At 74.4% G+C, this 18,637-nt stretch carries 16 protein-coding genes, 1 tRNA gene and 2 pseudogenes; 3 read left to right on the top strand and 16 right to left on the bottom strand.

What is annotated here, in order from left to right; all coding sequences use genetic code 11:
• Positions 1-598 precede the first annotated feature (598 nt).
• Positions 599-1,840, bottom strand: a complete 1,242-nt coding sequence (locus ABZ340_RS05705; protein WP_358780471.1) for a cytochrome P450 — start codon at positions 1,838-1,840, stop codon at positions 599-601.
• Between the two features lie 424 nt (positions 1,841-2,264).
• On the opposite strand from ABZ340_RS05705, the pseudogene ABZ340_RS05700 reads away from it, so the two are divergent.
• Positions 2,265-2,681, top strand: a pseudogene (locus ABZ340_RS05700) (pyridoxamine 5'-phosphate oxidase family protein); the annotation flags it as partial.
• Between the two features lie 277 nt (positions 2,682-2,958).
• Here ABZ340_RS05700 and ABZ340_RS05695 read toward each other — a convergent pair.
• The 3 genes and pseudogenes from ABZ340_RS05695 to ABZ340_RS05685 form a co-directional block, all read right to left on the bottom strand.
• Positions 2,959-3,135 (bottom strand): annotated as a pseudogene (locus ABZ340_RS05695) (glycoside hydrolase family 11 protein); the annotation flags it as partial.
• A gap of 164 nt (positions 3,136-3,299) precedes the next feature.
• Positions 3,300-4,301: a DUF1259 domain-containing protein gene (locus ABZ340_RS05690; protein WP_358780470.1), complete on the bottom strand. Its 1,002-nt coding sequence runs from the start codon at positions 4,299-4,301 to the stop codon at positions 3,300-3,302.
• Between the two features lie 741 nt (positions 4,302-5,042).
• A tRNA-Pro gene (locus ABZ340_RS05685) sits at positions 5,043-5,116 on the bottom strand.
• 138 nt (positions 5,117-5,254) lie between these two features.
• On the opposite strand from ABZ340_RS05685, the gene ABZ340_RS05680 reads away from it, so the two are divergent.
• Positions 5,255-5,962: a transketolase gene (locus ABZ340_RS05680; protein ID WP_358780469.1), complete on the top strand. Its 708-nt coding sequence runs from the start codon at positions 5,255-5,257 to the stop codon at positions 5,960-5,962.
• Positions 5,963-6,037: 75 nt separating this feature from the next.
• Positions 6,038-6,943, top strand: coding sequence for a transketolase (locus tag ABZ340_RS05675; protein WP_358780468.1), 906 nt, complete (start codon positions 6,038-6,040; stop codon positions 6,941-6,943).
• 33 nt (positions 6,944-6,976) lie between these two features.
• Here the strand turns inward: ABZ340_RS05675 and ABZ340_RS05670 are convergent, their stop codons facing one another.
• The 12 genes from ABZ340_RS05670 to ABZ340_RS05615 form a co-directional block, all read right to left on the bottom strand.
• Positions 6,977-8,431, bottom strand: coding sequence for an MFS transporter (locus ABZ340_RS05670; protein WP_358780467.1), 1,455 nt, complete (start codon positions 8,429-8,431; stop codon positions 6,977-6,979).
• Between the two features lie 124 nt (positions 8,432-8,555).
• Positions 8,556-8,915 (bottom strand): MmcQ/YjbR family DNA-binding protein, encoded by a 360-nt coding sequence (locus ABZ340_RS05665; protein ID WP_358780466.1) that lies wholly within the window; start codon positions 8,913-8,915, stop codon positions 8,556-8,558.
• Between the two features lie 30 nt (positions 8,916-8,945).
• Complete coding sequence (locus ABZ340_RS05660; protein WP_358780465.1) at positions 8,946-9,479, bottom strand: GNAT family N-acetyltransferase; 534 nt, start codon at positions 9,477-9,479, stop codon at positions 8,946-8,948.
• A complete protein-coding gene (locus tag ABZ340_RS05655; RefSeq protein ID WP_358780464.1) occupies positions 9,476-10,057 on the bottom strand; it encodes an XRE family transcriptional regulator in 582 nt (193 codons plus the stop codon). Before ABZ340_RS05655 ends, ABZ340_RS05660 begins: the two co-directional genes overlap by 4 nt.
• A gap of 46 nt (positions 10,058-10,103) precedes the next feature.
• Positions 10,104-11,006 carry a LysR family transcriptional regulator gene (locus tag ABZ340_RS05650; protein ID WP_358780463.1) on the bottom strand — a complete coding sequence of 301 codons (903 nt, stop codon included), beginning with the start codon at positions 11,004-11,006 and terminating at the stop codon, positions 10,104-10,106.
• 45 nt (positions 11,007-11,051) lie between these two features.
• On the bottom strand, positions 11,052-12,245 hold the full coding sequence (locus ABZ340_RS05645; RefSeq protein WP_358780462.1) for a glycine C-acetyltransferase: 1,194 nt from the start codon (positions 12,243-12,245) through the stop codon (positions 11,052-11,054).
• 37 nt (positions 12,246-12,282) lie between these two features.
• Positions 12,283-13,311 (bottom strand): L-threonine 3-dehydrogenase, encoded by a 1,029-nt coding sequence (tdh, locus tag ABZ340_RS05640; protein ID WP_358780461.1) that lies wholly within the window; start codon positions 13,309-13,311, stop codon positions 12,283-12,285.
• Positions 13,312-13,497: 186 nt separating this feature from the next.
• Complete coding sequence (locus ABZ340_RS05635; RefSeq protein WP_358780460.1) at positions 13,498-14,073, bottom strand: GAF domain-containing protein; 576 nt, start codon at positions 14,071-14,073, stop codon at positions 13,498-13,500.
• A 96-nt stretch (positions 14,074-14,169) separates the two neighbouring features.
• Positions 14,170-14,790 (bottom strand): ATP/GTP-binding protein, encoded by a 621-nt coding sequence (locus ABZ340_RS05630; protein ID WP_358780459.1) that lies wholly within the window; start codon positions 14,788-14,790, stop codon positions 14,170-14,172.
• Positions 14,768-15,139 carry a DUF742 domain-containing protein gene (locus tag ABZ340_RS05625; RefSeq protein ID WP_358780554.1) on the bottom strand — a complete coding sequence of 124 codons (372 nt, stop codon included), beginning with the start codon at positions 15,137-15,139 and terminating at the stop codon, positions 14,768-14,770. The genes ABZ340_RS05630 and ABZ340_RS05625 overlap by 23 nt, the downstream gene beginning before the upstream one ends.
• Positions 15,140-15,141: 2 nt before the next feature.
• On the bottom strand, positions 15,142-15,594 hold the full coding sequence (locus tag ABZ340_RS05620) for a roadblock/LC7 domain-containing protein (RefSeq protein ID WP_358780458.1): 453 nt from the start codon (positions 15,592-15,594) through the stop codon (positions 15,142-15,144).
• A 79-nt stretch (positions 15,595-15,673) separates the two neighbouring features.
• Complete coding sequence (locus ABZ340_RS05615; protein WP_358780457.1) at positions 15,674-17,596, bottom strand: ATP-binding protein; 1,923 nt, start codon at positions 17,594-17,596, stop codon at positions 15,674-15,676.
• Between the last annotated feature and the right edge of the window lie 1,041 nt (positions 17,597-18,637).

Genomic DNA, 18,637 nt, shown 5'->3' with positions numbered 1-18,637 from the left:
GGTGCCGCCGCCACCGGCTCGTCCGGCAAGCGGGCGGGGCACGGCTCGCCCCGCGGGAAGGGCCGGTCCAGGCCGGGCGGTCCGCCCTCGGGCACACCGGCGGAGAGGGAGGCGTGCGAGGCCGGCCGGAAGGAGAACGGCAGCGCGGGGAAGGCGGGGTGTTCCTCGTGGGGGACGAAGCCGTACGCCTCGCGGGGCAGCGGGTCCTCGGATCTCGCCGGGCACTCCGTCATCAGCGCCGCCACGGGCTCGCGGACGGCGTCGGAGCAGGGCGGGAACGACGCCGGCGCGCGCCGGCGTCCGAACCGGACCACCGGGCCGGCCGGTCCGAGGAAGGGGCGGACGGCAAGGCGCTCCCGGAACCGGCGCGGGCCGTGGCAGAAGTCCCGGATCGGCCTGGCGCCTGCGGGTGAGACCGCCGGCAGGTGCCGCTCCAGCCGGCCGGGACCACGGGAGAACGCCACCGCGCGGCCGTCCTCGCCGGCCACGGTGCCGGACACGCCGGAGTCGGCGGTCCGGCGTTGCCCGCGCCGGTGACGAGGACCCGGTCCCGGGGCCGGGCGTGCGGTCGCGGCGGCCCCGGTCGTCCGGCTCGGCTTCACCTGTCACCCGTACGGTCCCCCTCCCCCGCCCCCGCCCCCCGCGGACGGGCCGTGTCGAAGGAGACGGGGAGTTCGTGGAGGCCGTTGACGATGCCCCCGGTCTTCCAGCGCAGTTCGTCCTCGGGTACGGCGAGCCTGAGCCCGGGCAGGCGGCGCAGCGCCGCCTCCAGGGCCACCTGGAGTTCCAGCCGGGCCAGGTGGGCGCCGAGGCAGTAGTGCGGGCCGTGTCCGAAACCGAGGTGGGGGGCACCGGCCCGGTCCAGGAGCAGGTCGTCGGCGTCGGGGAAGGCGGCCGGGTCGCGGTTGGCGGCGGCCAGTGCCGCGAGCACGGGCTCACCGGCGCGGACCAGGACCCCGCCCAGCTCGACGTCCTCGGTGGCGTAGCGCGGGCCGGCGAAGTCGATGAGCTGCACGTACCGCAGCAGTTCCTCGGCGGCCCGGGGGATCAGTTCCGGTCGCTCGCGCAGCCGGGAGAGGTCGTCGGGACGGATCAGCAGGTGGTAGAGGGAGGCGGCGATCTGTCCGGCGACGGTGACGAAGCCCGCGACGAGCAGGTCGCCCACCAGGGCCAGCACCTCGTCCTCGGTGATCCGGTGGTCCCGGTCACAGGCGCGCAGGAGGGAACTGAGCAGGTCGTCGCCGGGGTCGGCGCGGCGCAGCTCCACCAGCGCGGCCATGTGGGAAAGGAACTCGGCGGCCGTTGCGGTGGCCGGGTCCGTCGCGTCGCCGAAGACGTTGTCCTCCACCCAGGCCCAGAAACGGCCGTGTTCGCGGGGTACGCCGAACAGCTCGCAGTTGAGTGCCGTCGGCAGAGGGAGGGCGAGCCCCTCCACCAGGTCGGCGACCGGCCCCGACTCCACCACGCGGTCCAGCAGTTCCTCGGCGATCTCACGGGCGCGGTCCCGCAGCGGCCCGATCCGGTGCGGGACGAACTCCTTGGCCAGCAGGCCGCGCAGCCTCGTGTGGCGGGGCGGGTCCAGGGACATCAGCCCGACCGGGTCCCAGGCCGTCGCCTCCCCGCGTGGCCGGTCCTTCCCCACGGCTGCGGCCAGGCTGAAGCGGGGGTCCGACAGGACTCTGCGCACGTCGGCGTGGCGGGTGGCCAGCCAGGCGACGTCTCCGAAGGCCATCCGCACCCGGGCGAGAGGGCGTTCCCGCAGCTCCGCGTAGAGGGGGTGCAGTGCGAGCCCGGGGCCCGGCTCGAAGGGATACGTCAGCGGCTCCCGCCAAGTCTGCATGGTAGTGGTCGCCTTTCCGGTCGGAGGGGAGAACGAGGCGTTCCGGAGCCGGTGCTCCGGGGTGGGCGTCGAAGGTGGCGGGCCGTTCACGGAGGCCGCTGGTCATGCGCTCCGTCTTCCGGCGCGGTTCGTCCTCGGGGACCGCCGGCCCCGGTCCGGGCAGGCGGCTCAGCGCCGATTCCAGGGCCGCCTGGAGGTCCGGCCGGGCCAGGTGGGCGCCGACGCAGTAGTGATCCCCGCACACCAAGGGGTTGATACGCGTTTGCGCAGGTGCACCCGAAGGGGTCAACGGCGTTCGAATGTTGACGCGTGAGGGCTGCCGGAACCACTCGGGCGAGGGGATTTCCCCTGAATCACACCTGACGTCCGGATACGCCTCTATGCTCCGCGTTCTGTTCTGGAAGACCGAGCTCAAGGAGCACCCATGGCGCTGACCTTCGAAGAACGTGCGCGTTTTCTGGCGGAACCGCGCGTCGCCGCCCTGTCCGTCGGCGGAGGGGAAGGCCGCGCCCCGCTGACCGTGCCCGTCTGGTACCGGTACTCGCCCGGCGGCGAGGTCCGGGTGATGACCACGGCGGACAGCCGCAAGGCGCGGCTCATCAAGGCGGCGGGCCGCTTCACGCTCATGGTCGAGCGCACGGAGCCGACCGTCCGTTACGTATCCGCCGAAGGGCCTGTCGTCCGCACATCACCCGGCTCTCTCGACCTCTTCCGCGAGGTGGCGCGCCATTACCTCGCACCCGAACTGGTCGATGCCTGCGTCGACTTCAGCACCCGGAGCGGGGGTGACCGGATCGTCTTCCACATGCGCCCCGCACACTGGCTGAGCATGGAGTACGGCCGGGGAATGGGCCGGGCCGGGCAGCCGCCGCGGTGCGCGGCCGGCCGGGCCGCGGGACGAACGTCTCACAGGCCCGGTCGCCGCGCCGGCCTGCGGGAACGGTTCGTCACCGGCTCGGCTCGTCCGCCCGGGCCCCGCGCATCCGGTCACGCCGCCGTCATGGCGGACGCGATGCCGCGGTGCCGGGTGACCTCACGCGCGGAGCCGTGCACGCGTGACGTGCCCTCACGCCCGCCACGAGGGCGGGGCCCGCAGCCGGGTGCCGGCCGGTCGGAGGTCAGCCGCCGACCGCGATGGTCGAGCTTCCGCTGCTCTGGTACCCCTCGGTGGCCGTGATCATGTAGTACCTGAACCGGCCCGGGTTCATGCCCGCCCGCGCCCAGGCGTCGAAGTGGTCGCCGGCGGTGAGGGTGCCGGAGCCGCTGGTCACCTTCGGCTGCCGGACGCTCCAGTAAACGACTGCGCGCGAACGGCCCGGCATGCGTCACCGCGCACGACGCGGCGCAATCCGCGACCGCCGCCCCGTCGAGGCGCGGTGCCGCGCTCGGCCCCTCGAATCGTCGGCCTCACCCGGCCGTCGCACCGACGCGAACCCGCCAAGGGGGGACCGGCCGTTGGTCATAGGCCGGCCCCTCCCGGCATGGGTACGGCATCGGTGGCGTCCACGGCTGTGCGTACGGCCCGCGCGAGCCGGACGGCATCGCCGACGGCCCAGTAGTGGACGAAGAACAGGCGTGGTTCCTCGGTGAGGAGGTGGTGGTGCAGCTCGACGAGCTCGATGCCACCGCGTCGCAGGGCCGCGAGGACGGACTGGACTTCGCCGGCGACCATGACCACGTCGCCGCTGAGGGCGGCCCTTCCGCCGCCGAGCGGCTGGAAGCCGACGGAGGTGGTGGAGCCCAGTCCCGCAGGCAGGACCAGCGGTCCGTCGGTGACGGTCTCGCGACGGACGTAGGTACACCTGTAGATCCCGCTGTCGACAGCGCCCTCGACTCCCAACGCGGCGTCGATGGCGGCGGTGTCCAAGTCGACCGGCGGCGAAGAACCGGGGGGTTCGGCGGGAGGCGTGCCGGTGCGCTTCAAGGCGGCGCACAGGCCGCGGGCGACGGCGACCGGGTCGTGACCGTGGGCATGCACATGCACCCACCAGACGTCCGGCTCGTGGGCGAGCAGGTGCTTGTGCAGAGCGCTCTGCGTGATCCCGTGCCGGTGCAGGAGATCGCAGAACGGCTGCAACTCGCGTTCGGTGACCACGACATCGCCCATCAGCAGCGTGCTGCCGTCTGCGTAGCGGACGAAGGACACGTGTGTGCCCAGGGCGAGCGACGGCTTGATCAGGATGCCGCGGGAGAAGATCCTGAGATCCCGGCGCGGGAACGCCGTGTGATACATGAACCGCCGCATCTCCCCGGGCCGGCCGAACACGTCGCGCACGTCGGCCCAGTCTGCCGCCGTGGTCGTCACCGGTTCGACGCGGGCATGGCTCTCCCGCCCGGCGGACAAGGCGCGCGCCCCGGCCGGTATACCGGCGAGCGCAGGCGCAAGCGCAGCCGCACTCAGCAGACGTCGCCGGGAGGTGGTGGGCCCGGACCGGATCTCCTGCTGTCGCTCGTCAGCCATACCCTCTGCCTCCTGGCACGATCGGACCCATGAATCCGCCTCGCCCGGTGATCCGCGCGGTGACCGTCGAGCGGCTCGGTACGAGGGGACGAGGCCGTCCCGGCTCACAGCCTTCGGCCGCCTGCCGACGGCCCGTCAGGCGTCGGAAGAGTGCCGTTGCCCGCACCGACGCCCATGCCGCGAAGCACGGCGCCACGGCCGTCGGCATCCCCTCGGGCAGCGCACCGGCAGGCTTGCGCGACGCCTGCCGGGGTGAGCGGCCCTGTCGATCGCTCCGGCCCGGAGTCCACGCAATGACGCATGTGCGCCTGTGCGGCCGGCGCGGCGGACAGGCCAACGCCTGTGAGCGCCGGCGCCAGAGCTCTTGTCGTGATGGCGACACGGTGAGCAAGGCTCATGGGAACCCCCCTGTCCGGTCTGCCTCAGGCAGGCATCCGTTGCCTTCCCGATACCGCCCACAGCGGGTAATACACCGCGCTTCACTCCAACGTGTCAGCGCACGCGGGCGCGCGTCACCACCGGCCACAACCCCCTCACCACCACCCGGACGTCCACAAGATCACGGCCGCCGCGGCGCGGCGCTCTCCGCATGCCTCGGCGTGGTCCGCGCCCCGCGCTCGCTCCCGAGCCCGATCGTCCTCATCCGCCGGCACCGGCCGAGGAGCACCGGTCCCCAAAAAATGATCAAGGGCCGGTTTCGGATCCCTCCGAAACCGGCCCTTGATCGGCGACTCTCACGAGTCGGGACGACAGGATTTGAACCTGCGACCCCTTGACCCCCAGTCAAGTGCGCTACCAAGCTGCGCCACGTCCCGTTGCCCGCCTGACCTGGGGTTTCCCCTGGCCGAACGCGCAGGAAAACCATACCGCACTCGTGCCGGTGGTCGCGCACCGCTTTTCACCCGGGAGCACCGCTTGACCTGAAGCTTGGTTGAGGTTGCACGATCGTCGGCATGACGATCACCGAGGAACGCGGGCGTACCCACGGGTACGCCGACCTGCCGGAACTGATGTCCCTGATGACCGGCGACGAGAAGCACGGCCCGGCGGCGACGTCCACACTGGACGTGCTGTGGGTCCTGTACGACCGGGTGCTGCGGGTGAGCCCCCGGCACCGGGACGATCCGGACCGGGACCGGTTCCTGCTGTCGAAGGGGCACGGGCCGATGGCGTACTACGCCGTGCTGGCGGCCAAGGGGTTCGTGCCCGTGGAGTGGCTGCCCGGCTTCGGCTCCTACGACTCGCCGCTCGGCCACCATCCCGACCGCACGCTCGTGCCGGGTGTGGAGATCGGCAGCGGCTCGCTGGGGCACGGGCTGCCGATCGCCGTCGGCACCGCGCTGGGGCTGCGCGCACAGGGGCGCCACGCACCGCGGGTGTGGGCGCTGATCGGGGACGCCGAGCTGGACGAGGGCAGCAACCACGAGGCGATCGCCTTCGCCGGGCCCGCCGGGCTGGAGCGGCTGCACACCGTCGTCGTGGACAACTCCTCCGCCAGCCATGCCCTGCCCGGCGGCATCGCGGCCCGCTTCGAGGCCGCGGGCTGGTCCGCGGTCACCGTCGACGGGCGCGACCACGAGGCGCTGTACGCCGCCTTCACCGCCCCGCATCCGGGGCGTCCGCACGTGGTCGTGGCCCGGGTGGAACCGAAGTCCGCCTGATCCCCGCCCCGCCCCCTCCATCCCCACCATCCCCTCCCCCTCTCCTGCGGTACCAGCTCAGAAAGGCCCTCTGCCATGGACACCATGCGTGACCGGTTCGCCCCCGTCGTCTCCCGGCTGCTGGACGAGGACCCGCGCGTGGCCGTGGTCCTCGCCGAGATCGGCAAGGACGGCTTCGCCGACGCCATGCGCCGGCATCCCGACCGGGTCGTCAACGTCGGCATCCGCGAACAGCTGCTCGTCGGGGCGGCCGCCGGGCTGGCGCTGACCGGGCTGCGGCCCGTCGTGCACACCTTCGCCAGTTTTCTCGTCGAGCGGCCCTTCGAGCAGGTCAAGCTGGACCTCGGGCATCAGGAGGCGGGCGCGGTGCTGGTGAGTGCCGCCGCGTCCTTCGACTGGCCCGCCGGCGGCTACACCCACATGGCGCCCGGTGACGTCGCCCTGCTCGACACCCTGGACGGCTGGACCGTGCACGTGCCGGGCCACCCCGACGAGGCGGAGACGCTGCTGCGGCACGCGGTCGCCGCCGGGGACGACAAGGTGTACGTACGGCTGTCCGTGCAGGCGAACGCCGAGGGCCGCGCGGTCGGCGGGGACGGGTTCCTCACCGTCCGCGAGGGGCGCTCCGGTGTGGTGGTCGCCGTCGGGCCGGTGCTCGACGCCGTGCTCGCCGCCACGGAGGGCCTGGACACGACCGTCCTGTACGCGACGACCGTCCGCCCCTTCGACGGCGCCGCGCTGCGCCGGGCCACGGAGACGGCCGGGACGGACGTCGTCCTGGTCGAGCCCTACCTGGCGGGCACGTCGACGCGGGAAGCGAACGACGCGCTGTCCGGCGTGCCGCACCGGGTGCTGGGGCTGGGCGTCGGCCGCCGCGAACTGCGGCGCTACGGGCGCGTCGAGGAGCACGTCGCCGCCCACGGGCTGGACGCCCGGTCGCTGCGGGAGCGGATCGGCGGTTTCCTCACGGCCGGGCGGTGACGGGCCGGAGGCCGTGAGCGGCCCCGGGGCCGGTCAGCCCCGCTCGGGGCGGCCCCGGGCGGGACGGCCCCGCCCGGGTATCGCCGCGGTGGCCGCCGGTCCGGCCGCGTCGGCGCGGACCAGGCCGCGGATCGCGGGCACCGCGAGCAGGGCGGCGCAGACCACGAGGCTCGTCACCCCGGCGGCGAGCAGCACGTGGTCGGTGCCCAGCAGGGAGGCGGCCGGGCCGGCGAGGGCCTGGCCGACGGGCATCATCGCCAGGGAACCCGCCACGTCGTAGGCGTGGATGCGGTTGAGGACGTCGGACGGGACCTGGGTCTGGACGGTGGTCGCCCACATCACGCCCCAGAAGGACAGCCCGGCCCCGGCGACGGCGGCCCCGGCCGCCATGGCCGGCACGCCGAGGCCGGCGCCGACGGTGGCCGGGAAGGCGGCGAAGCCGAACAGGGCGATCGCGCCGGCACGGAGCATGCGGCGGGGGCGCAGCCGCAGGGCGGCGAGTCCGCCGACGACGGTGCCGGCGCCCAGGGCGGAGTTGACCAGGCCGTAGGCGCGCGCGCCGTGCTCCTGCACCACCTCCGCCGCGACCAGCGGGACGGTCGGCCCCCATACGGCGATCATGTAGAGGCACCAGACGGCGATGACGGCCCACAGCCACGTCCGCGCCCTGAACTCCCGCCAGCCTTCGGCCAGATCGGCCCGGAAGGTCTTCGCCGCGCCACCGCCGGCCCGCTCCCCGTGCCCGGCGGTCCGGCCGGCCGGCGGGAGCGGCGGCAGCCGGAGCAGCAGCAGGCACAGGGCGCTCACCGCGTACGTGGCCGCGTGGGCGGCGAAGACGCCGCCGGGTGCGGCGAAGCCGACGAGCAGTCCGGCCAGGGCGGGGCCCGCGAGCTGGGCGGCGGACTCGGCGACGCGTATGGCGCCGTTGGCGCCCTGGACGTCGGAGGCGAGCCGGGGCACCGTGCTGGCGACGCCGGGCTGGAACACGGCGCCCGCGACGCCGTTGACGAAGCCGATCGCGCAGATCTCCCAGAGCACGACACGGCCGGAGAAGAAGAGCGCGGCGGCCAGGGCCTGGGTGCCCAGCCGCACCAGATCGGCGCCGATCATCAGCTTGCGGGTGCTGAAGCGGTCGGCGATGACGCCGCCGAAGACGACGAGCCCGGCGAAGGCCGCGGCCGTCGCAGCCATGGCGAGGCCGACCGCGCCCGCCCCGTACCCGTGCTGGAGCAGGCCGGCGGCGAGTGCGACGGGCAGCATGGTGTCGCCGAGCCGGGCGACCGCCCGCGCCACGAAGAACAGCGCGAAGTCCCGCGACCAGACCGGCCGCCGCGCCGCGCCCCGCTCCCCCGCGGCTGCCGCCGGGCCTCCCGCCCCGGCACCGGTCCCCGTACCGGCACCGGTTCCGGCGCCGGGACCGTCACCGCGGTCCGGCGCCGCCCCTTGTCCCGCCCCGCCGTGCGCGGGCTGCGACGACGTCCCGGTCATCCTCGCGTGCTCCCCCCTGCCGTGGCACCGCCGGTCCCCGGGCGGCCGGAGCCCCCCTCCGGCCCCGGCCGCCGCTCATCTCTCCGGATCATGCCACGGGGCACCGACAGCCCCTGAGGTGTTTTCAGCCCCCGGCCGGCAGGCCCAGCCGGGGGTGGGCGTCGATCAGCCGGGGCGGAGCCGCCTGGCGCCAGGAGTCGGCGAGGATGTCCCGCAGTTCGTCCTCGTCCTCCAGGGCGGCCAGACGGACCCGGACCCAGGCGAACTGGGCCTCGTGGCCGGCGATCCAGAACTTCCCCGGTTCGGCGAGGACCAGTTCGTCGCGCTCCTCCTTGGGGCAGCGCACGGCCATGGAGGTCTCGTCCTCGGGCAGCGTGGCGAACATCTTCCCGGCCACCCGGAACGTGGGCATGCTCCAGGCGGTCTTCTCCGTGGTGTCCGGCAGGGACAGGGCGATACGGCGTACGTCTTCGGCATCCGGCATGGCAGGCACCGTAGCCGCTGCCACTGACACTCACCCGGCGGCGCGGACGTCTCCGATGTGCTTGTAGTACAACGTCGTCGGCCGCAGCACGCCGTGCGGATCGGCGGCGTAGTCGGGGATCACTCCGGCGCGGGTCCACCCGGCGGAGCGGTAGAGGCGCTCGGCGGGGCTGCCGGTCTCGGTGTCCAGGTGCAGGAGGGTGATACCGCGGGCCCCGGCCGCCGCCTCGGCGGTGGCCAGCAGGCCGCGGCCCAGGCCCCGGCCACGGGCGTCGCGGCGCACCATCAGCTTCACCACTTCGGCGCGGTGCCGGCTGTTGGGCTTGTCGGGCAGGGCGAGGCCGACGGTACCGGCCGGCCGGTGCCCGTCGTAGGCCACCCACACGGCGAGCCGTCCCGCGGCCACCGCGTCGGCGCGCTCCCGCCACCAGGCGGCGGCGTCGGCGGTGTCCAGCGGGGCGAGGAAGCCGACCGAGGCGCCGCCGTCCACGGTGTCGACCAGCAGAGCGGCCAGGTGCTCCGCCTCGGCGAGCAGCCGGGGCGCGTCCAGGCGGACCGTCTTCACGGCAGCACCACCGCCAGCACGTACCGCGTGTCCGCGTCCCCTTCCGGGCACCGGAACCGTGTCGGACCCCAGACCCGTATCCGCAGGCAGTCGCCCGCGTGCAGTCGGTGCGCGGTGTCCTCGGCGGTCACCTCCAGCGTGCCCTCCAGGACCCAGATGTGCTGCTCCAGGCCGGGGACGGGCGGCCGGTCGTAGGCGAGGTCGGCGCCGGCGGCCAGCCGCCCCTCGACGAGTTCGCCGCGCAGCCCGGCGTGCGGCGGGGACACCGACCGGCGGACGAAGCCGGCGGCCCGGTCCTCCCACACCGGCTGGTCGGCGGCCCGCACCAGCGGCGCCGGCTGTGCCTCGACCTCGCTGAGCAGCCGGGACATGGTCCGCCCGTAGACGGCGCACAGCCGGTTCAGCAGCGAGGCGGTCGGGCTGGTCTGCGCGCGTTCGGCCCGGGACAGGGTCGACCGGCTCACCCCGCTGCGCTCCGCCAGCTCCTCCAGCGACCAGCCGTGTTCGGCCCGCAGCGCGGCCAGCCGGGCGCCGAGCCGGACGTCGACGGGGTCCGGTGCCTCCGCAGTGTCTCTCATATGCGGGACGTTATCCCGGATATGAGACGGGGATGTTACGGAACGCTCACGCCCGTGCCGCCTCCGCCAGCGCGTCCAGCACCGGGCGGATCAGCGGGTGTCCTTCGGCGCCCCGGCGTACGGCCGCGAAGACCCGGCGGGTGGGGGCCGCACCGTCGACCGGGCGGACGACCACGCCGGTCAGGTCCATGCCGCGCAGCGCGGAGCGCGGGACGAGGGCCACGCCCACGCCCGCCGAGGCGAGGGCGACGACCGCGCGGAAGTCGTCGGAGGAGTGCTCCAGGCGGGGCTGGAAACCGGCGTGTTCGCAGGCCAGGACCACCACGTCGTGGCAGGGGTTGCCCGGGTAGGGGCCGATCCAGGCGTCCTTGGCCAGCTCCGCGAGCGGCACCTCGGCCGCGTCGGCCAGGCGGTGGCCGACCGGTACGACCGCGTCGAACGGCTCGGCGTAGAGCGGGACGTGGGTCAGCCGCGGGTCGTCGGCGGGCGGGGCCCCGCGGTACTCGACGGCGACCGCCACGTCGACCTGCCGGTCCAGCACCATCGGCAGACTGGCGTCGCCCTCGGCGTCCTGGACGCGCAGGCGGATGCCGGGCGCCGACCGGGCGAGCCGGGTCGCGGCGGGGGCGACGACCAGGGCGATGCCGGTGGCGAAGGCGGCGACGGTGACCGTGCCCGCCTGGCCCGAGCCGTAGGCGGCCAGCTCGGCCTCGGCCCGTTCCAGCTGGGCGAGGACGGCGTTGGTGTGCCCGAGCAGGATCTCGCCGGCCGGGGTCAGCCGTACGCCTTTGGCGCTGCGCTCGACCAGGCGGTGCCCGGTCTCCTGCTCCAGCGCGGTCAGCTGCTGGGAGACCGCCGACGGGGTGAGGTACAGCGCGGCGGCAGCCGCCGTCACCGTGCGGTGGTCGGCCACCGCACGGAGGATGTGCAGCCGCCGCGCCTCGATCATGGGATCGATTCTCTCAGGTCACCCGCCCCTCCAGGCCCCTCCCGCTCAGGCGCCGAGCTCCGCCCGCGCCGCCACGAAGGCGTCCACCGCGCGGTCGACGTCCTCGGTGGAGTGCGCGGCCGACAGCTGCACGCGGATACGGGCCTGGCCCTGCGGTACGACCGGGTAGGAGAAGCCGATCACGTACACGCCGCGCTCCAGCAGCAGCTCCGCCATCCGTCCCGCCCGCGCCGCGTCGCCGATCATGACCGGCGCGATGGGGTGGTCGCCGGGGAGGATGTCGAAGCCCTCCTCGGTCATCCGGCGGCGGAACAGGGCGGTGTTCTCGGCGAGCCGGACCCGCAGGTCGTCCGCCGACTCCAGCAGGTCGAGCACCTTCAGGGACGCGGCGGCGATCACCGGGGCGAGGGTGTTGGAGAACAGGTACGGCCGGGAGCGCTGGCGCAGCAGGGCGACGATCTCGGCGCGGGCGGCGACGTAGCCGCCGGAGGCGCCGCCGAGGGCCTTGCCGAGGGTGCCGGTGACGATGTCGACGCGGTCCATGACGCCGTGCAGCTCGGGGGTGCCGCGCCCGCCGGGGCCGACGAAGCCGACGGCGTGGGAGTCGTCGACCATGACCATGGCGTCGTAGCGGTCGGCGAGGTCGCAGATCTCCCGCAGGGGCGCCACGTAGCCGTCCATGGAGAAGACGCCGTCGGTGACGATCAGGCGGCGCCGCGCGTCGGAGGCGTCCTTCAGCTGCCGCTCCAGATCGGCCAGATCGCGGTTGGCGTAGCGGAGGCGGCGGGCCTTGGACAGGCGGATGCCGTCGATGATCGAGGCGTGGTTGAGGGCGTCGGAGATCACCGCGTCCTCGGGGCCGAGCAGCGTCTCGAAGACGCCGCCGTTGGCGTCGAAGCAGGAGGAGTAGAGGATCGTGTCCTCCTGGCCGAGGAACGCCGACAGGCGGGCCTCCAGCTCCTTGTGGACCTCCTGGGTGCCGCAGATGAAGCGGACGGAGGCCATGCCGTAGCCCCAGCGGTCCAGGGCCTCGTGGGCGGCGGCGATCACCTCGGGGTGGTCGGCGAGGCCGAGGTAGTTGTTGGCGCAGAAGTTGAGGACCTCGCCGGGACGGCCGCCCGCGGTGACGTTGACGGTCGCGGACTGGGGGGTGCCGATGACGCGCTCGGGCTTGTGCAGGCCGGCGGCGCGGATCTCGTCGAGGGTGGCGCGCAGGTCGTCGCGCACGGAGTCGAACATGGGAAAGCTCCTAGAAACGCACGGGAAGAGGGGTGACTCACGCGGTCCAGTCGAGGATGACCTTGCCGCCCTTGCCGCTCGCCGCGTCGGCGAACGCGGCCTCGAAGTCGTGGCAGGCGTACCGTCCGGTGATGACGGGGGCGAGGTCGAGGCCGCCCTCCAGCAGCACCGACATCGCGTACCAGGTCTCGAACATCTCCCGGCCGTAGATGCCCTTGAGGGTGATCATCGAGGTGACGATCCGGGCCCAGTCGACGGGGAACTCCTCCGACGGCAGGCCGAGCATCGCGATCCGGCCGCCGTGCGTCATGTTGGCGATCATGTCGCGCAGCGCCGCGGGGCGGCCGGACATCTCCAGGCCGATGTCGAAGCCCTCGCGCAGGCCCAGTTCGCGCTGCCCGTCGGCGATCGTGTGCTCGGCCACGTTCAGCGCCAGGCTCGCGCCGACCTTGCGGGCCAGCTCCAGCCGCTCCTCGCTGACGTCGGTGACGACGACGTTGCGCGCCCCGGCGTGGCGGGCGACGGCGGTGGCCATCAGGCCGATCGGCCCGGCACCGGTGATCAGCACGTCCTCGCCGACCAGCGGGAAGGACAGGGCGGTGTGGACGGCGTTGCCGAACGGGTCGAAGATCGCGGCGACGTCGAGGTCGACGGGGACGCGGTGCACCCACACGTTGGACGCGGGCAGCGCGACGTACTCGGCGAACGCCCCGTCCCGGCCGACGCCGAGGCCGACCGTGGCCCGGCACAGGTGGCGTCGCCCGGCCAGGCAGTTGCGGCACTTGCCGCACACCAGGTGGCCCTCGCCGCTGACCCGGTCGCCGACGGTGACGTCGGTGACGTCCCGCCCGGTCTCGACGACCTCGCCGACGAACTCGTGGCCGACGACGAGCGGGGTGCGGATGGTCTGCTGCGCCCAGCCGTCCCAGGCCCGGATGTGCAGGTCGGTGCCGCAGATGCCGGTGCGCAGCACCTTGATGAGGACGTCAGCGGGCCCGATGGCGGGCTCCGGGACGTCCGCGAGCCAGAGCCCGGGCTCCGCCTTCTCCTTGACCAGCGCCTTCAACGCTATGGCTCCTGACGGTGAGATCCCGGCGCCGGGCATGCCGAAGGAGCCCGTGTCCGGGAGAGCAGTGGAATCGCACAGCAATCTGCCCTATCGCGCGGCGCCGGTCCATCGAGGTTTTCTTAAGCGCGGCCGCAGCTCTTCTTCACGCCCCGCCCGGCCTGGCCCGCACGCCGAGCCCGGCGGTCACCGCGGCAGCCCGTCGTCCGCGCGCCGCTCCAGCCGCGCCACGAGCTCCGCCGCCGTCGCCTTGATCGTCTCCAGCCCCGCCTTCCCCCAGGGCCGGGGCCGTACGTCGGCGGCGCCGACCGTGCCCAGGACCGTCCCCGTGCTGTCGATGAGCGGGGCGCCGAGGTAGGAGCGGATGCCGAACTCGTCGACGACCGGATTGCCCGCGAACCGCGGGTAGTCGCGGACGTCCTCCAGGACCAGCGCCTTGCGCCGGGCGGCCACGTACGGGCAGAAGCCGTGGTCGCGGGGGTGCGCACGGCCGAACACCGGCCCGGGGCCGTCGCCGTCGGCGGCGGGCGCGGGGTCCGGGGCGTGCAGGCCGGCGAAGAACTGCCCGTTCTCGACGAGGAAGTTGACCATGGCGTAGGGCGCGTCGGCGAGCTCGGCGAGACGGTCCGCGAAGGCGTCGAGCCCGGGCTCCGGGCGCCGGCCCAGGCCCAGCCGGCGCAGCCGCCGCACCCGGGCGGGGGCCTCCCGGTCCTCGGGCGTGAGCAGCAGACGGCCGGCCGGACGCGGCGGGTCGTAGCTCATCGGCGGGCTCCGGGGCGGGCGGCGTCCGTGCGAGGGACGCGCGTGCCGTGGGTGTACGTCATGGGCGGCTCCGTGACGGGGGATGCAGGACGGGGGTCACAGGGGTGCGCCGGTCCCCGTCGGCGGGGCGGCCGGCGTGTGGGCGAGGAGGTGGCGTACGAGGGTCAGCAGGGTCTGCACGCCGGAGCTGGAGATGCGGGCGTCGCAGCGCACGAGGGGCACCTCGTCCGGCAGGTCGAGGGCGGCACGGACCTCCTCGGGGGCGTAACGGTGGGCGCCGTCGAACTCGTTGACGGCGACGATGAAGGCGAGTCCGCGCTGCTCGAAGAAGTCGATGGCCGGGAAGCAGTCCTCCAGGCGCCGGGTGTCGGCCAGGACGACCGCGCCGAGCGCGCCCTCGCACAGTTCGTCCCACATGAACCAGAACCGCTCCTGGCCGGGCGTGCCGAACAGGTACAGCACGTGGTCCGGGCCGAGGGTGATGCGGCCGAAGTCCATCGCGACGGTCGTCTCGAGTTTGTTCTCGACGCCGTCGAGGTTGTCGGTCGCGGCGCCGACGGTGGTGAGCAGTTCCTCCGTGCTGAGCGGCGCGATCTCGCTGACCGCGCCGACGAAGGTGGTCTTGCCCACGCCGAATCCGCCCGCCACGAGGATCTTCAGCGCGGTGGGGAACGGATCGGTGCCGTCGCCGTGGTCAGAGCTGTCGTCGTAGTCCATCGAGCACTGCCTCCAGAAGGGCCCGGTCCGTGGGGTGGTGGTGGAACGCGGGGGGCTTGGTGGTCAGCGCCCCGCAGTCGACGAGGTCCGACAGCAGCACCTTGGTGACCGCCGCCGGCAGCCTCAGATGGGCGGCGATCTCGGCGACCGGGACGGGCGTGCGGCACAGGTCGAGCGCCTGCGCGTGCTCCGGGCCGAGGTAACCGAGGGGGGTGGCACCGGTGGCCATCACCTGCGACATCAGGTCGAGGGCGACGGTGGGCCGGGTGCGGCCGTTGCTGACCGTGAAAGGCCGCACGAGCCGCCCGGCCGCGTCGTCGAGCCAGGGCCCGTCGCCGGCCGCCGTCACGCTCAAGACCTCATCGCCGGGGATGCCGGGGTCGCCGGGGAGCCGGCGGTGTGCTGCCGGGGCGCGGTCACCAGGTAGGGGCGGACGCTCTTGACGAGCATCGCCATCTCGTAGCCGAGCACGGCCGCGTCGGCCTCGCGTCCGGCGAGCACGGCGAGGCAGGTGCCGGAGCCGGCCGTGGTGACGAACAGCAGCATCGAGTCGAGCTCGACGACGACCTGCCGTACGTCGCCGCCGTCGCCGAACCGGACGCCGGCGCTGCGGCCGAGGGAGTACAGGCCGGAGGCCAGGGCCGCCATGTGGTCGGCGCTGTCCGGGTCGAGGCCGTGGACGGACTTCACCAGTCCGTCGCACGACAGCAGCACCGCGCTGGTGGTGTGCGGTACACGCTGCACGAGGCCGCTCATCAGCCAGTCGAGATCGGATACATGGCCGGTGGCCACATCGCTCGCCATGGGGGGATCGACTCCTTGAGGTACGAAGGTCAGCGGGAGCGCTGGGGATGGGGGGCGGGAACCGGGGTGGTCGTCCTGGTCATCCGGCCGGTGCGCTCCCGTCGTGCCGGACGGTGGGGCCGGACCGGGACACGGGCATGCCGTGCCCTTCCGGGGTCTCGGGGGACGCGGGGGCGTGCTCGGGCCTCGCCTCGGCGGCCTGGAGCACGGGTGCGGGCCGCCCGTCGGGACGGGCCGGCGGCTCCCGGTGCTCCGCCTCCAGGTGCTGCTGGGCCTCGGCGAGGCCGATGCCGCGCCGGAAGGCGGCCATCAGGCCGGGGTCGTGGCCGGCGGGGGCGCCGGTGTCCCGGCGGGGCGCGGGGCCGCCGCGCAGTTGCGGGACGAGGTGCTCCTGGGCGCGGCGGCGGGGCAGCCGGGGCTTGTCCACGGTGCCGCGCACGGCGGCGTGGCGCGGGACGAGGGGCGCCGCCGCGTTCTCGGCGAGGGCGCGGCGGTGGTCGGGCCGCAGGCCGGTCACGGCGTCGGCCGGGTTGGGCCGGTCCGGGTGGGCACCGCGCACGGGCAGCGGAGGGGGGTCGCCGCCGTGCACCGCCGGTGCCGGGGACCGGGTGCCGTCCTCGTGCCGGGGGCCCGGCGTGACGGGGGGTGCGGCGGGGGCGGGCAGGGCGGGCTCCGGTCGCCGGGCCGGCGACGGCTGCCCGGAGTGCGGCTGCGGTTCTTGCGGCGGCAGGACCGTCTGCCGGCCGCCGGCGGGCTCCTGGGCCTGCGCCACCGTCTCGGAGGCCTCGGGTTCGGCCCCCAGCAGGGCCTGCGGGACGACGACGACGGCCTGCACCCCGCCGTAGATGTTGGTCTGCAGGCGGACCGTGACGCCGTGCCGCCGGGCCAGCTGGGAGACGACGTACAGCCCGATGCGGCCGTCCGCCAGCAGCCGGGCGACGTTGACCTGGTCGGGGTCGGCGAGCAGGGCGTTCATCCGCTCCTGCTCCTCGGCGGGCATGCCGAGGCCGCGGTCCTCGACCTCGACGGCGAGCCCGGAGGTGACGCGGCCCGCGCGCAGCAGCACCTGGGTGTGCGGGGCGGAGAACACCGTGGCGTTCTCGACGAGTTCGGCGAGCAGGTGGATGACGTCGGCGACGGCGTGGCCGCGCAGGGTGCCGTCGATCGGCGGCACCAGTTTGACCCGCGAGTACTGCTCGACCTCGGCGATGGCCGAGCGCAGCACCTCCGTCATGCCGACCGGGTTGCTCCACTGGCGCCGGGAGACGGCGCCGCCGAGCACGGCGAGGTTCTCGGCGTGGCGGCGGATGCGGGTGGCCAGATGGTCGACGTGGAAGAGCCCCTTGAGCAGGTCGGGGTCCTCCATCTCGTTCTCCAGCTCGTCGAGGAGGGAGATCTCGCGGTGCACCAGCGACTGCAGGCGCCGGGCGAGGTTGACGAAGACCTCCAGCTTCTGTTCGCTGCCCGTCTGGCCGGAGAGCTGCGCGGCCTGGAGGACGGCGGTGACGGCCCCGTCGTGGGCGCGGGCCAGGTCGGCGGCGAGCAGGTCGAAGTCGTCGGCGCCGTCGGAGGGGCCGCCGTGCCGCCGGTTCGGGGGCGGGGGCGGGTCCTCGCCGCGCCGCAGCGCCTCGACGAGGGCACGCAGCTCGTTCTCCCGGTGCGCGGCGCCGCGGCGCAGGGCGTCGACGCGGTCGCGCACGGACCGGACGGCGCGGCCCGCGGCGACGGCGGCGATGACGACGGCCGCCAGGGTGACGCAGACGGCTCCGGTGAGGACGGCCCACAGGGCGAGCCCGGGCCGGATCCCGGTGGACCGGACGGTGAACAGCACGGCCGCGCCGGCGCCGAGGGCGACCGCGACGGGCGGCAGCACGGCGAGACGCAGCAGCTGGGACCGTATCCGGGTCTCGGGCAGCGCGGGAGCGGTGCGGGCGGCCGGCCGGCCGTGCCGCCCGCCTTCGCGGCGGTCTGCGCGCGTGGCGGGGGCGCGGAGGTGAGACATCGGTGTCCTCGTACGAGTCCGTCGGGGGCGTGGTGGCCCGCGCGGTGGTACCCGCGCAGGCGGCGTCGGACGCAGGGACCGATAGACGGCCCTGCGTCGCCCTGCGGACACTCACAGTAGTTGCCTCCGCATCATGTGCGGTGGGCAGTTGACAAAGTCTCCCGCGCAGCGTCCCGCTCTGGTATGAGGGTTCGTACGACAGACCGATAAGCCGTCGATGGGTTCGGCGGGACCCCGGGGAAAAGCGATCAGGCCCGGTCCGAGGCGGGAGAGCCGTCCGTACGCCGACGGCCCTCCCCCCCTGCGCACCACTGAGCGCCCTTGCCTCGCACCACCCAGCCGGCCGCGCGCCCCGCGCGCCTGCGCGGAAGCGACGGGTTCCTGTACGGGGGCGCCACGGTGCTGCCGCGCACCCGCGCGCGCCTGCGCGGAAGGGCAGGCCGCGGTCCTCGCGCCCGCCCTGGAGGGCTTCTGACGGAAGGGCCGGCCGGCGGTGATCCGGCCCACCGGCGGGGCGGAGAACGCTCGGCGCTCCCTTTCTGCGCACAGCCCCCGGCGCGGTGACTCGTGAGGATGTCATCGACGCACGCACGCCGCGGTGCTCCTCCCGCGCACGACCACGGCGACAGCGGCGGACGCGATCGCTCCCGTCTCCTCCCTTCGGTGGGTTTCGTCTCCGGCGAGCGAAGAGAAGCCGTCCGGTCCTTCCACCATGTCCAGGGCGACAGGCCACCAACAGGCATGAGAGGAGCCGGAGATGAACATGAGCAGGGTGAGGTGCGAGAGCTGGACGGGGCGGCGGCCACGACGGCGCCGGACGGCACAGGACCGGCCTCGGGGGGACGGCCTCCCCGATGAGGGCTCGGCGGGAGAGGGCGCCGGGTTACGGGCCGAAGCCGTCCGGCACGAGCCGCTCCACGACCCCGCCGGCAGATCACCGGACGGCCGCGGGAGACCGTCCGGCGCTCGGAACGGTCGTCGGCGCACGGCGCTTCACGCACCTCTTCGACTTCGATGTGTGCTGCGTGGACCGCACTCCCG

Origin of the sequence: Streptomyces sp. NPDC006134 (assembly GCF_040628835.1) — a bacterium.
Classification (GTDB): domain Bacteria; phylum Actinomycetota; class Actinomycetes; order Streptomycetales; family Streptomycetaceae; genus Streptomyces.
This window is presented reverse-complemented; position numbering and strand designations above follow the sequence as displayed.